Source organism: Pseudarthrobacter sp. BRE9 (assembly GCF_031844305.1).
GTDB lineage: Bacteria > Actinomycetota > Actinomycetes > Actinomycetales > Micrococcaceae > Arthrobacter.
This window is the reverse complement of the sequence record NZ_JAUZUY010000010.1, coordinates 76,777-89,073: the sequence shown is the minus strand read 5'-3', so window position 1 is coordinate 89,073 and position 12,297 is coordinate 76,777. Positions and strand designations below refer to the sequence as shown.

The 12,297-nt window shown below is 66.2% G+C and carries 13 protein-coding genes; 8 read left to right on the top strand and 5 right to left on the bottom strand.

Going from position 1 to position 12,297, the window contains the following annotated elements; translation table 11 throughout:
• Positions 1-116: 116 nt before the first annotated feature.
• Positions 117-941: an ABC transporter ATP-binding protein gene (locus tag Q9R31_RS16895; RefSeq protein ID WP_311263861.1), complete on the bottom strand. Its 825-nt coding sequence runs from the start codon at positions 939-941 to the stop codon at positions 117-119.
• Between the two features lie 321 nt (positions 942-1,262).
• Between Q9R31_RS16895 and Q9R31_RS16890 the strand changes: the two genes are divergently transcribed.
• Positions 1,263-1,688 (top strand): CoA-binding protein, encoded by a 426-nt coding sequence (locus Q9R31_RS16890; protein WP_311263860.1) that lies wholly within the window; start codon positions 1,263-1,265, stop codon positions 1,686-1,688.
• Positions 1,689-1,700: 12 nt separating this feature from the next.
• On the opposite strand, the gene Q9R31_RS16885 is transcribed toward Q9R31_RS16890, so the two are convergent.
• Positions 1,701-2,732: a 2-oxoglutarate and iron-dependent oxygenase domain-containing protein gene (locus Q9R31_RS16885; protein WP_311263859.1), complete on the bottom strand. Its 1,032-nt coding sequence runs from the start codon at positions 2,730-2,732 to the stop codon at positions 1,701-1,703.
• A 45-nt stretch (positions 2,733-2,777) separates the two neighbouring features.
• Between Q9R31_RS16885 and Q9R31_RS16880 the strand changes: the two genes are divergently transcribed.
• The 5 genes from Q9R31_RS16880 to Q9R31_RS16860 all read left to right on the top strand — a co-directional run bounded on the left by Q9R31_RS16880 (position 2,778) and on the right by Q9R31_RS16860 (position 5,028).
• Positions 2,778-3,191, top strand: a complete 414-nt coding sequence (locus Q9R31_RS16880; RefSeq protein WP_311263858.1) for an MmcQ/YjbR family DNA-binding protein — start codon at positions 2,778-2,780, stop codon at positions 3,189-3,191.
• Positions 3,184-3,726, top strand: coding sequence for a DUF1990 domain-containing protein (locus Q9R31_RS16875; RefSeq protein ID WP_311263857.1), 543 nt, complete (start codon positions 3,184-3,186; stop codon positions 3,724-3,726). The genes Q9R31_RS16880 and Q9R31_RS16875 overlap by 8 nt, the downstream gene beginning before the upstream one ends.
• A complete protein-coding gene (locus Q9R31_RS16870) occupies positions 3,723-4,043 on the top strand; it encodes a putative quinol monooxygenase (RefSeq protein WP_311263856.1) in 321 nt (106 codons plus the stop codon). The genes Q9R31_RS16875 and Q9R31_RS16870 overlap by 4 nt, the downstream gene beginning before the upstream one ends.
• Positions 4,044-4,057: 14 nt before the next feature.
• Positions 4,058-4,351, top strand: a complete 294-nt coding sequence (locus tag Q9R31_RS16865) for a DUF503 domain-containing protein (RefSeq protein WP_311263855.1) — start codon at positions 4,058-4,060, stop codon at positions 4,349-4,351.
• 350 nt (positions 4,352-4,701) lie between these two features.
• Positions 4,702-5,028 carry a hypothetical protein gene (locus Q9R31_RS16860; RefSeq protein ID WP_311263854.1) on the top strand — a complete coding sequence of 109 codons (327 nt, stop codon included), beginning with the start codon at positions 4,702-4,704 and terminating at the stop codon, positions 5,026-5,028.
• Between the two features lie 76 nt (positions 5,029-5,104).
• Here Q9R31_RS16860 and purL read toward each other — a convergent pair whose 3' ends face one another.
• Genes purL through purS form a run of 3 tightly spaced genes read right to left on the bottom strand, consistent with a single transcriptional unit; the run spans position 5,105 to position 8,437 of the window.
• Positions 5,105-7,414 (bottom strand): phosphoribosylformylglycinamidine synthase subunit PurL, encoded by a 2,310-nt coding sequence (purL, locus tag Q9R31_RS16855; protein ID WP_311263853.1) that lies wholly within the window; start codon positions 7,412-7,414, stop codon positions 5,105-5,107.
• Positions 7,411-8,184: a phosphoribosylformylglycinamidine synthase subunit PurQ gene (purQ, locus tag Q9R31_RS16850; protein ID WP_311263852.1), complete on the bottom strand. Its 774-nt coding sequence runs from the start codon at positions 8,182-8,184 to the stop codon at positions 7,411-7,413. The genes purL and purQ overlap by 4 nt, the downstream gene beginning before the upstream one ends.
• A gap of 1 nt (position 8,185) precedes the next feature.
• Entirely contained in the window at positions 8,186-8,437 is a 252-nt protein-coding gene (gene purS, locus Q9R31_RS16845) for a phosphoribosylformylglycinamidine synthase subunit PurS (protein WP_003798434.1), read from the bottom strand.
• A 269-nt stretch (positions 8,438-8,706) separates the two neighbouring features.
• Between purS and Q9R31_RS16840 the strand changes: the two genes are divergently transcribed.
• Positions 8,707-8,892 (top strand): hypothetical protein, encoded by a 186-nt coding sequence (locus Q9R31_RS16840; RefSeq protein ID WP_311263851.1) that lies wholly within the window; start codon positions 8,707-8,709, stop codon positions 8,890-8,892.
• A 392-nt stretch (positions 8,893-9,284) separates the two neighbouring features.
• Positions 9,285-12,284, top strand: coding sequence for a S8 family serine peptidase (locus Q9R31_RS16835; protein ID WP_311263850.1), 3,000 nt, complete (start codon positions 9,285-9,287; stop codon positions 12,282-12,284).
• The last annotated feature ends 13 nt before the right edge of the window (positions 12,285-12,297 follow it).

Genomic DNA, 12,297 nt, shown 5'->3' with positions numbered 1-12,297 from the left:
GGGGAGCCCGGGCTGGTGCCGCGGTCAGGCGTGGCGTCCGACGGCGGCCCGGGCCAACAGGGCGGGTTACGGCAAGGGCGGGAGAATCGGCGGGACTGGCCTCAGTGGGCTTGCCGTCAGTGGGCTTGGTGCCCGTCAACACCCAGGGTTTCCAGCAGCGAAGCGCGCATGAGGGCAAGTTCGGCTGAGGCGCGTCCGCGGGGCCGGCTGCCGGGCACCTCCACAGTCCGGATGATCGTTGCGCCCTGTTCGGCGGCATCCGGGCCGAGCACGATGATGCGGTCTGCGAGCTGAAGGGCTTCATCCACGTCGTGGGTGACCAGCAGGACGGTGGTGGGCTCTGCCCGGTGGATGTCCAGGAGCAGGTCCTGCATCCTGATCCGGGTGAGGGCATCCAGGGCGCCAAAGGGCTCATCGAGCAGCAGGACGCCGGGGTTCCGGGCCAGGGCCCTCGCCAGTGACGCGCGCTGCGCCATCCCGCCGGACACCTCGCGGGGGCGGTGCTTGGCGAAATTCTCCAGCCCCACGAGTTCCAGCAGCCGGGCCACCTTGGCTTTGCCCTCCTTTGCGCTGCATCCGGCGGGCAGCCCGATGGCCACGTTGGCCTGCAGGGTGTGCCAGGACAGGAGCCGGGGTTCCTGGAACGCGAAGGCGCACCGCGGGTCGATGCCGTGCACGGGGGTGTCTTCGATGACGACGGATCCGGCAGTCGGGTAGTCCAGGCCCGCCGTGGCGCGCAGGAGCGTGGATTTTCCGCAACCGGAGGGCCCCAGGATGGCCAGGACTTCCCCGGCTGCAACGTCGAAAGTCACATCCCGCAGGACGGTCCGGGCCGTGGAGCCGGTGCCGAATGTGCGGCGCAGGCTCCGGAAGGACACCGGGAGGGCAGGCGCATGGGAGGGGGTGGTCGCGCCAGGCAGCGACGACAGGACTGCGGTCATAGGATCACTCCATCGGTCCTGGCAGTAGCACCCTACGGAGCCAGCCTTCGCCGGAGTGGTCAGTTCCGGATTACCCGTGGCTGGGATCCTTGCTATCGCCGGGGCTGTTGGGGAGCTCCGGCGACCAGGGTTGCTGCGGCGTCATCGATCCAGGTCTCTCGGCCGCTCGGGATGGTCAAAGACCACTACACATCAATGAATCCGCGAGAGCAAACTATCGGTGGGGCCGCGTAATATTCGTTCACACCTCCCCGAAGCGTCCGTGATCACTCTCTTATTCGATGAAGGGCCGGTGTCGGGGCGGAAGCGTAGGCTGGTTCCATGGGCCACACGAACGATCCTGCCGTTATTGAACGCCTTCTGCGAACCAAGGGCCGGTGGGCAATCGTCGGCCTCACCACCAATGAGTGGCGCTCCGCCTACGATGTGTCGCTGATGATCCGCGACCGTCTCGGCATGGAGATCATCCCCGTCAACCTGCCCGGCGACGCTGTCCACGGTGAAACCGGCTACCGCACCCTCGGCGACATCCCGGCCGAAAAGCAGCCCATCGACGTCGTTGATTGTTTTGTGAACTCGCAGAAGGTGGGCAGCGTGGTGGACCAGGCCATTGCCGTTGGGGCAAAAGCCGTATGGCTGCAGTTGGGGGTCATCGACGAGGCGGCGGCGGAACGCGCCAAGGCGGCGGGACTGGACGTGGTCATGAATGCCTGTCCCGCGCAGCTCGCCTGGAAATACAACCTTTAGCGCTTCATCACGTCAGGGGCGCTTCATCAAGTCAGGATAGTGCCGTTCCGTCACGTCCGGATGGGCCCGCATCCGGCCCTTGAGCATGTTGAGGCCGAAGGATGCCAGCAGCGGGTTGGCCGGATCGTCCGTGATGCCGCGGGCAGCCGCCCTCAGCTCGGGAGACAGCGGCACGGGCTCGATGACGGCGTCAAGCCGTGGCGACCAGAAGAACGGCACCGAGTAGCGGTCGACGCCCGGCGGCGGCGCCTGGACGCGGTGGATCGTCGCCGCCAGGTATCCCTCCGTGGCAACTTCGAGCATCTCGCCAAGGTTCACCACCAGCGCTCCCGGAAGGGGCTCCACCGGCAGCCACTCGCTGGTTCCGGGCGGCAGCACTTCGAGGCCGCCCACGTTGTCCTGCAGGAGGAGGGTCACAAAGCCGTAGTCCGCGTGCGAGCCCACGCCCTGGTCCCCGGCCGCTTCCACCACACCGCCCACATAGTGCACCAGCTTGCCCATCCATGCCGGTGAATCCCGGAAGGGCTCGTCGAAGTAGTCTTCCGGCAGCTGCAGGGAAACGGCGATCGCCCTCAACAGCTCCATGCCCACCCCGGACATCAGCTCCGCCCACTCCATGGCAGCCCGCTTCAGCTCCGGGAAGGCTTCGTCAGGCCACAGGTTGGGGCCCTGCAGCAGCCAGTAGGGCTGGTCGTCAGGATAGTCCTGCACCGGCTCGCGCTCCGGTGAATAGTCGATCTGCTCACGGGCATCCGCACGGCCCTGGGTCACCTCCGTGCCCATGCGCGTGTAGCCGCGGAAGTGGGGGGACAGACGGTTGTCCAGCTTCATCCGCTCCTCAAGGGGCAGATCGAAGAAGCGCCGGATGATGTCCAGGAGCTCTTCGGCCTGGCCCGGCCGGCCCCCATAGCCGGTGACCTGGAAGAACCCGACGTCGTGGGTGGCATGCCGCAGCTGTTCAATGAATTCCGGCCTAAAGGTGCCGTAGGCCTGCCGGGCGGCACCAAGGTCCAGGACAGGTATGGCGTCCTGATCGTGTGACATGCTCGCAGACTAGCACCGTGCCGTTCTGCTTTATAGGCTTCCCTCATGGACCCAACAGCGCTGCGGAAGATCTGCCTTTCGTTTCCGGGAGCCTACGAGGATTTTCCGTTCGGACCGGAGACCTCGGTCTTCAAGGTCCGTGCCGTCATTGCCGGGGGAACCCGCCACGAGGCAAAGTTGTTTGCCTTGTCCTCCATGGACGAAGGCGATTTTTACGTGAACCTGAAATGCGAGCCGGCCCTGGCCGTGCAGCTGCGCGCCGCACACCCTGCGATCACCGGAGGCTGGCACATGAACAAGATCCACTGGAATGGCGTGCGCCTCGACGGCTCGCTGCCGGACGGGATGATCCGTGACATGGTGGAGGACTCGTACGACCTGGTGGTGTCTGGCTTGAGCCGGAAGCAGCAGGCGCAACTGGGGTGGGCAGGCCTCGAGAGGGCAGGCGGCAATGACTGACGCCGGAAAGTTCAGCTATCCGGGAATCGGCGGCACCGAGCACGGCGGCGCCCCGGAGGGGTTTGACCGGGTCCTGGAGGAAGCGCGCCTTGGCGCCGGACTGGACGTCTATCGTCGGGTGGCGGACGGCATCCTCGGCTGGGAACTCCAGCGGCGGGCGGGGCTGCGGGTCCGCGCCGATTTGCCACGGGCGGTGCCCGGGGCACACGTGGTCAGCGGGTTCGGCGTCGGGCCCTTCCGCCTGCCCGCGCCCTGCCAGGTGGTGTGGGCCCGGGAGCCGGCGCCGGAGGGTGTTCCGCAATCCGCTGGCTTTGGCTACGGGACGCTGCGCGGGCACCCTGCCCGCGGCGAGGAGTCCTTCGAAGTGGAGATCAACAGCCAGGGGGAGGTGTGGCTAAGGATCCGTGCCTTCAGCAAGCCCGCCAACTGGTTCTACGCCGCCGGCGGCCTCGTCACCCGCGCGGCCCAGCGTTACGTTACGTCCCGGTACATTGAAGGGGCACGCACTCTCGCCGCGGAAGGAACCTCCCAGTGATCTTTATCGTCGTCAAGTTCAAGGTCAAGCCTGACTGGTCGGAGCGCTGGCCCGACCTCGTGGCAGACTTCACCCGGGCCACCCGGCAGGAGCCGGGCAACCTGTGGTTCGACTGGTCCCGCAGCGTGGACGATCCCAACGAGTTCGTCCTGGTGGAGGCCTTCAAGGACGACGCCGCCGGGGACCACGTCAACAGCGGGCACTTCAAGAAGGCCATGGCGGACATGCCGCAGGCGCTCGCGGAAACACCGAAAATCATCAGCCGCCAGCTGGACGGCGAAGGCTGGGACCTGATGGGCGAGCTCACCATCGAGTAGGGAGGCCCGGGCCCATGTGGATCGGCTGGAGTGAGTTCGACATCCTCCTCGGCGACGTACACAGCCTGAAGGAGAAGCGCTCCGTTGTGAGGCCCCTCGTGGCTGAACTCAAACGCCGCTTTGAAATCTCGGTGGCCGAGGTGGGGGACCACAGCCAGTACCGGCGCACGCAGCTTGGTGTTGGCCTGGTGGCAGCGGACCGGCCACACCTCGTGGAGGTGCTTGCCGCCGTCGAACGCTTCGTGGCAGGCAGGCCCGAGATCGAACTGCTCAGCGTCCGCCAGCGGGAGCTGCACAGCGAGGACTAATCCCCACCGGGGCACTTCTGCGGTCTTTGCCCAATTTTGGTCTTATGGACCGATGAAGACCCCACGCCCGCTCCCGGAGGAACTCCGCGGCCGCCCTTTCACTGTTGCCGACGCCTCCTTGGCCGGAGTCTCGCCGCGGCGATTGCGCCATAGTTCCTTGAAGCGTCAAGGCAGGGGCAGCCGGACGGAATGCACGACGGCGGAGCTTCCGTTGAGCACGCGGGTGCGGCCGTTCATCGAGGTCAACGAGCGATGCGCCGCGTCGCACCTCACCGCCGCGGAGCTGCTTTCGCTGCCTCTTCGGCTGCGAAAGGAGAATTCCGACATGCACCACATCATTCGTCCCGAAGGTGAAGCACATCTTTCTTCGGCTGGCCCTTGTCCGGGCGGGATTGCCTGAACCGGAGCTGAACGTCCCCATCATCGACGAGGGCGGCAGGCGGCACCATGAGCCCGATCTGAGCTACCGCAAGTACCGGATCGGGATCGAATACGAGGGTGAACACCACAGCGAAGACGGACAGGTTGTGCGGGACATAGACCGGTCCGGGCGGTACGCGGCCCTCGGCTGGACCGAAGTCAGGATTTCCAGACGCCACATGTTCAACGACGCCAAGCCAGCCGTCACAAAGGTCCGCAGCGCTCTGGTCCAGGCGGGTTGGCGAAAGGGCGATTAAACATCGATTGCTCCGTAACTGTCGTTCTGAGCGTTCAAAACGACAGTTACGGAGCAATCGAGAGGCAGGCCCGGGACTAGCCGAAGTACTTCGGCAGGGTCCCTTCGTGGGCTTCGCGGAGGGCGTCCAGGGACAGGGCCTCCACGCCGTTGATCTCGAGTGTGCCGCTGGCCGCGTCCACCACGCCGATGCGGGTGTGGGTGAAACCGCGGGCGGTGCACATGTCCGTGAAGCGGACCTCCTCGGAGCGCGGGACGCCCACAACTGCACGGCCCTGGGACTCGGAGAACAGGGCCGTGAACAGGTCCACGCCGTCCCGGTCCATGACGTCCTGCAGGGCAATCCTGGCACCGACGCCGTAGCGCAGCGAGGACTCCACCAGTGCTGCCGCGAGGCCGCCTTCGGAGAGGTCGTGGGCGGAGTCGATCATGCCGTCGCGGGACGCGTTGATCAGGATCTCACCCAGGGCGCGCTCGGCCTCGAGGTCCACCTTCGGCGGCCGGCCGCCCAGGTGTCCGCGCATGTTGGCCCATTCGGAACCGTCCAGCTCGGCACCCGTGGTGCCCAGGAGGTAGATGGCCTGGCCGTCCTCACGCCAGCCCGACGGCGTGCGGCGCGCAACGTCGTCGAGCTTGCCCAGGACTGCCACCACGGGGGAGGGGTGGATGGGCGTGGTGCCCGTCTGGTTGTACAGCGACACGTTGCCCCCCGTGACCGGAATGCCCAGCACCATGCAGGCGTCGGACAGGCCGCGGATGGCTTCGGCGAGCTGCCACATGACATCCGGGTCCTCGGGGGAGCCGAAGTTCAGGCAGTCGCTGACGGCCATGGGGATGGCGCCTGCGGTGGCAACGTTCCGGTAGGCCTCGGCCAACGCCAGCTGCGCACCGTGGTACGGGTCCAGGTAGGTGTAGCGGCCGTTGGCATCGGTGGCCAGGGCAACGCCCAGGCCGGATTCCTCGTCAACGCGGACCACGCCGGCGTCGTCCGGGAACGCCATGGAGGTGTTACCCCCCACGTACCGGTCGTACTGGTCGGTGATCCAGGACTTGGAGCACATGTTCGGCGACGCCACGAGCTCAGTCACGGCAGCAGCGAGCTCGGCCGGAGCGGCCGGCCGGCCGGCGTCCTGGACGGAACCGGTGAAGGTGTCCGCCTGCACTGCGTCCTGCCACTCGGGGCGTGCGAACGGGCGGTCGTAGACGGGGCCGTCGTGTGCCACGGTGCGGGGATCGACGTCGACAATCACCTCGCCTTCCCAGGTGATGATCAGGCGGCCCGTGTCGGTCACCTCGCCCAGCCAGGAGTACTCCACGGCCCACTTGTCCATCACGGCCTCGAACGCTTCCACGTTTTCCGGCGTGACGACGGCCATCATGCGTTCCTGCGACTCGGACATCAGGATCTCGCCCGGCGTCAGCGTGGGGTCACGCAGCAGCACGGAGGTCAGCTCAACCTGCATGCCGCCGTCGCCGTTGGAAGCCAGTTCAGAGGTGGCGCAGGAGATGCCTGCCGCGCCGAGGTCCTGGATGCCTTCCACCAGGGAGCCCTTGAACAGCTCCAGGCAGCACTCGATGAGCACCTTCTCGGCGAACGGGTCGCCCACCTGGACGGCGGGACGCTTGGACGGCTTGGTATCGTCAAAGGACTCGGAGGCCAGCACCGAGGCGCCGCCGATGCCGTCGCCGCCGGTGCGCGCACCGAACAGGACCACCCTGTTGCCCTTGCCGGAGGCGTTGGCCAGGCGGATGTCCTCGTGGCGCATCACGCCCACGGCGAGGGCGTTGACCAGCGGGTTTCCCTGGTAGACGGAGTCGAACACCATTTCGCCGCCGATGTTCGGCAGGCCCAGGGAGTTGCCGTAGCCGCCGATGCCGGCCACTGCACCGTGCATGACCCGCGCGGTGTCGGGGTGGTCGATGGCGCCGAACCGCAGCGGGTCCATCACGGCAACGGGACGGGCGCCCATGGAGATAATGTCGCGGACGATGCCGCCGATGCCGGTCGCAGCGCCCTGGTAGGGCTCAACGAACGACGGCGAGTTGTGCGATTCGATCTTGAAGGTCACGGCCCAGCCGTCCCCGAGGTTGGTCACGCCGGCGTTTTCGCCGATGCCCACCAGCATGTCCTTCTTCATTTCCTCGGTGACCTTCTGGCCGAACTGGCGCAGGTGGTTCTTTGAGGACTTGTAGGAGCAGTGCTCGCTCCACATGACGGAGTACATGGCAAGTTCCGCGCCGGTGGGGCGGCGGCCCAGGACCTTGACGATCTCGTCGAACTCGTTCTGCTTCAGGCCGAGTTCGGCCCAGGGCAGCTCCGTGTCCGGCGTCTTCGCAGCGTGTTCGACCGTGTCGATGTTGAACTTCTTGGTGGTTTCCGTGGTCACTTGTCGCCTCCCACAATCTTGTTCAGTACGGAGGTGAAGAAACCCAGTCCGTCGGTGTCGGAACCGCCGATGCCGTCCAGCGATTCAGGACCGAAGCCCGGCTCCACTGCATGCTCGGGGTGCGGCATGAGGCCGACCACGTTGCCGGCGGCGTTGGAGATACCGGCGATGTCCCGGCGGGAGCCGTTCGGGTTGAACCCGACGTAGCGGAACACCACGCGGCCCTCGGCCTCAAGGGCGTCGAGGGTCTTTTCGTCCGCGATGTACTGGCCGTCCTGGTTTTTCAGCGGGATGGTGATCTCCTGGCCCGCTTCGTAGTCCAGCGTCCACGCCGTGTTGCTGTTCTCAACGCGCAGCACCTGGTCGCGGCAGAGGAACTTGAGGTGGTCGTTCTTGATCATCGAACCGGGCAGCAGGTGCGACTCGGTGAGGATCTGGAAGCCGTTGCAGATGCCAAGGACGGGCAGCTTCGCGTCGGAGTTGGCGACGTCGATGATTTTGGACATCAGCGGTGCGAACCGGGCAATGGCACCGGCACGCAGGTAGTCGCCGTAGGAGAATCCGCCGGGAATGACCACGGCGTCCACGTCGCCGAGTTCGCTGTCACCGTGCCAGAGTTCGACGGCGGTGCCGCCGGCCAAGCGCACGGCGCGGGCAGCGTCCCGGTCGTCAAGGGTCCCGGGGAAGGTAACGACGCCGATGCGGGCGCCGGCGAGGCGCGGAACCGCGGCGACTGCGACGGCTTCGCCGATCAGGGGGAGTTCAGTCATGTCAGGCCTCGACGACCTCGACGTTGACAACATCTTCGATCACGGGGTTGGACAGGAGGGTCTCTGCGGCATCGCGGGCCTGGGCCAGGATGTCCTCGGTCACCTCGCCGTCGACCGTCAGTTCGAAACGCTTGCCCTGGCGGACAGAGCTGAAGCTGGTGAAGCCCAGCCGGGGGAGGGCCCCGACGATCGCCTTCCCCTGCGGGTCCAGAATCTCGGGCTTGGGCATGACGTCAACAACGATCCGGGGCATCCGGTAACTCCTGTGCGTGAGCTTGGGTAAGGGCGCAGCGGAGTGGTGCCGTCTCACGCCGTACCGGGATTTGGGCGACTGTTGGTCACCTGCGTTGGTTCACCATGAGGTCGGGCGCTCCGCGAGCTTGCTTTACCATTCTACCGGGCCGGGCGCACCCCTTTGTATCCGGCGGTTTCGGGCAGCCGGGCGGCACGGAATGAGCCCGGGCCCGGGGCACTGTGGGAGTGGTTCTGGAGTTGCCGGAGGGCCTTCACTAGGATTGCTGGATGGCTGAGAATTCGAAGTCCGTGCTGTTGCCCGTGGTTGCCGCGGCGGTGTTCGCCGGCCTGGGCCGGATGGTGTTCCAGAAAATAAAGGCGGACCGGCTGGCCCGCCAGACGCGGGTAGCCGGCCCCGTGGACGAGAAAACCAGGCAATGGATCAGTGACGTGGTACGCACTCCACGCCAGTAGCACCGCCTTCCACCTGCGTTCTTAACAGGGCGTCCTTCGGGGCGCCCTTTTGCATGCCTGATTGCATGTCCTGCCCGCTTGCACGCCGTGGTATGACAAGCGAAAAAAACACAAATGTGCCCTATGTCATATCACGCTCTCAGTCTGTACTCTGTGAACAGTCTGGTCTCAGCAAATTACAAAATCTGTAATTACCCCTGCAGTTCCAGTCGTTCCGGCTGCCCGCCAAGGCTGGGCGGTACATCGTGAAAGGGTTGCGCGTGAAATCAACTGGAAAGAGCCCCTCGCGGGCTGGGGGACTCCGGAAAACGGCCGTGCTGGCCGTCGGGTTGCCCCTTCTCCTTGGCTCAGTGGCAGCGGGTCCCGCGTCAGCGGTACCCGGAGGCCAAGGTATGGAAAATTCCTACTCCACCGCGAAGGACAGCCAATTCAAGGACGGCCGGTACATCGTGGTGCTCGCCGGTCCCGCTGCCGCGGCGTACGAAGGGGGAATTGCCGGACTGGGAGCCACCAAGCCCCAGCAGGGCAGGAAGCTCGACGCCGGCAGTCCCAACTACCAGGCTTACGACGCCCACCTGCGCAAGCAGCAGCGTGACGTCGCAGCGGCGCAGGGGATCCGACCCGCCAAGCAGTACACCGCGGCCCTCAACGGGTTCACTGCCGAACTGACGGCGGCTCAGGCGGCAGCACTGTCCAAGGACCGCCGCGTCCTGGTGGTGGCGCCCGACGTCGAAAACAAGCCTGATTACACCACCACCGACTTCCTCAAGCTGACCGGCCCGGACGGCTCCTGGGCCAAGCAGTTCGGCGGCCAAACCAACGCCGGCAAGGGCGTTGTGGTGGGTGTCATCGACTCCGGCTACGCACCGGACAACCCCTTCCTGCAGGGCGAACCGGTGAAGCCCCTGCAGGGTGACCCGCAGGTGGGCGTCCCCTACCGTACCGGCGATGGCAAGATCGCCATGCTCAAAGCGGACGGCACCACCTTCGAAGGCGAATGCCAAAAGGGCGAGGGCACCGGAGCCGGGTTTGACGGATCCCTCTGCAATTCCAAGGTCATCGGCGCCCGCTACTTCGCCGATTCCTTCCTCCAGTACGTGGCACCCGGAAGCCGGGCACCGGAGGAGCAGATTTCCCCGGTGGACGTGGGCAGCCACGGCACCCACACCGCCACCACGGCAGCCGGCAACGCCGATGTCGAGCAGGTGATCGACGGAGCCAGTTTCGGAAAGAGCTCGGGGGTGGCCCCCGCCGCCAAGGTCTCGGTGTACAAAGTCTGCTGGGAGGACACCAACCCGGACACCGGTGGCTGCTACTCCTCAGCGTCGGTTGAGGCCGTGGACGCAGCCATCAAGGACGGCGTCGATGTCCTGAACTACTCCATTTCCGGCAACAACAACAGCACCAGCGATCCCGTGGCGCTGGCATTCCTCAACGCTGCCGCCGCCGGTGTCTTCGTTTCGGCGTCGGCCGGTAACTCCGGTCCTGCAGCCTCCACCGTGAACCATGCCTCACCCTGGCTGACCACGGTGGCTGCCTCCACCTTCCCGAGCGACCTGGTGGGAACGGTCAAGGTATCCGACGGATCGCTGTACCGGGGCGCTTCCATCATGAAGGCGGAAGTGGCGGACAAACCCGTTGTCCTCGCTGCTGCCGCCGCAGCCCCGGGTGCTGCCAACCCCAACCTTTGCGGCCCGGGCACCCTTGACGGGTCCAAGGTGGCCGGCAAGGTTGTGGTCTGCGACCGCGGCGTTGTGGACCGGACCGCCAAGAGCCAGGAAGTCCTGGACAAGGGCGGCGTGGGCATGATCCTGGTGAACCTCACCAGCAGCTCGGAGGACGCCGACAACCACGTCATTCCCACCGTCCACGTCAACGCCCCCAAGAGCCTGGAACTGAAGTCCAAGCTGGAAGCCAACCCGACGCTGACTGTCAGCCTGGTCAAGGGCGACCTGACCGGACTGCCGCCGGCCGCGGCACCCCAGATTGCAGGGTTCTCCTCCCGCGGACCCACCCTGGCCGCCGGCGGTGACCTGCTCAAGCCGGACATTTCCGCTCCGGGCGTCAACGTCCTGGCCGGTGTCTCCACGATCGGCAACGACGGTGACCAGTTCGGATTCATGTCCGGCACCTCCATGGCCGCACCGCACATCGCCGGTTTCGGTGCCCTGGTCCTGGGCAAGCAGCCGAAGTGGACCCCTGCAATGGTGAAGTCCGCCATGATGACCACCGCCTACCCGCTGGTCAATGCCGACGGTTCGCCCAACACCGACCCGTTCCAGGGCGGCGCCGGCCACATCGATTCCACCCGCGTCCTTGATCCCGGACTGGTCTACGACTCGGGAATCCAGGACTGGCTGGGCTTCCTGAACGGCCAGGGTGTGGACACCGGGGCGCCGCAGGCCGGCAGCATTGCCGCCCGCGACCTGAACCTGCCTTCGATCGCGCTGGGCAGCCTGGTCGGAGAGGTGCAGGTGAAGCGCAAGCTGACCGCCCTGGTGCCGGGCATGTACCGCCCCGAGGTGAACATGCCGGGCTTCAACGTCAACGTCGAACCCAAGGCACTGAACTTCGCCAAGGCCGGGCAGGCACGGGAAGTAACCGTCACCATCCGGAACGTCAGCGCGCCGGTGGGCAAGTTCAGCAGCGGAAGCCTCACCTGGAAGGGCCCAAGGACGGTAACGTCACCCATCGCCATCCGGCCGGTTGATGCCCAAATCGCCCCGTCGTTCTCCTTCAGCTCGGCCACAGGGACCGGCAGCGGCTCCCTGGAGCTTGTCTCCGGCTCCGACAGCCCCATCGCCGTCGGCGTGGAGGGCCTGGCACCGCTGAGCCAGACGGCCATCACCAAGACCCCGGGCGAGTACGCACCCACGAATGACGCGCACAACGCCCTGCTCCAGGTGAAGGTGCCGGCCGGCGCCTCGTTTGCACGGTTGGGCATCCAGGCACAGTCGGACGACGTCGACTGGGACATGGTGGTCTACGCACCGAACGCCTCGGGCGGGCTGACGGCCACCCAGGTGGCGACCGCGTCGGCCAGCGAATTCCTTGACCTGGAATCGCCGCGGGCCGGTACCTACTATGTGGTGGCCAACCTGTACGCCACGCCGGACAACGGCCCGGCTACTGCCTCGGTCCAGGCTGTGACCTTCGCCGGTGACGCAGGAAACCTCACGGTGAACCCGAACCCCATCGTGGCGCCGAACGGAACCGCCACCTCGGCAACCCTGAATTGGACAGGACTCCAGGAGGGCTCCTACCTCTCCCGTCTGAGCCTTGGCAGCAACGGCATCAAGACCTGGGTGAACGTCCAGGTGGGACAGCGCTCTGCCCCCGCCCCGGCCGGCGCTCCCCAGCTTGACCTGGCGCAGGCGGTACCCGCGACCTGACCGGGAAGGCATG

Bases quoted from the DNA above. Each gene is read 5' to 3' on its own strand.
- Q9R31_RS16895 (WP_311263861.1), bottom strand. From the start codon at position 941: ATGACCGCAGTCCTGTCGTCGCTGCCTGGCGCGACCACCCCCTCCCAT.
- Q9R31_RS16890 (WP_311263860.1), top strand. From the start codon at position 1,263: ATGGGCCACACGAACGATCCTGCCGTTATTGAACGCCTTCTGCGAACC.
- Q9R31_RS16880 (WP_311263858.1), top strand. From the start codon at position 2,778: ATGGACCCAACAGCGCTGCGGAAGATCTGCCTTTCGTTTCCGGGAGCC.
- Q9R31_RS16885 (WP_311263859.1), bottom strand. From the start codon at position 2,732: ATGTCACACGATCAGGACGCCATACCTGTCCTGGACCTTGGTGCCGCC.
- Q9R31_RS16840 (WP_311263851.1), top strand. From the start codon at position 8,707: ATGGCTGAGAATTCGAAGTCCGTGCTGTTGCCCGTGGTTGCCGCGGCG.
- purQ (WP_311263852.1), bottom strand. From the start codon at position 8,184: ATGACTGAACTCCCCCTGATCGGCGAAGCCGTCGCAGTCGCCGCGGTT.
- Q9R31_RS16865 (WP_311263855.1), top strand. From the start codon at position 4,058: ATGTGGATCGGCTGGAGTGAGTTCGACATCCTCCTCGGCGACGTACAC.
- Q9R31_RS16835 (WP_311263850.1), top strand. From the start codon at position 9,285: ATGGAAAATTCCTACTCCACCGCGAAGGACAGCCAATTCAAGGACGGC.
- Q9R31_RS16875 (WP_311263857.1), top strand. From the start codon at position 3,184: ATGACTGACGCCGGAAAGTTCAGCTATCCGGGAATCGGCGGCACCGAG.
- purS (WP_003798434.1), bottom strand. From the start codon at position 8,437: ATGCCCCGGATCGTTGTTGACGTCATGCCCAAGCCCGAGATTCTGGAC.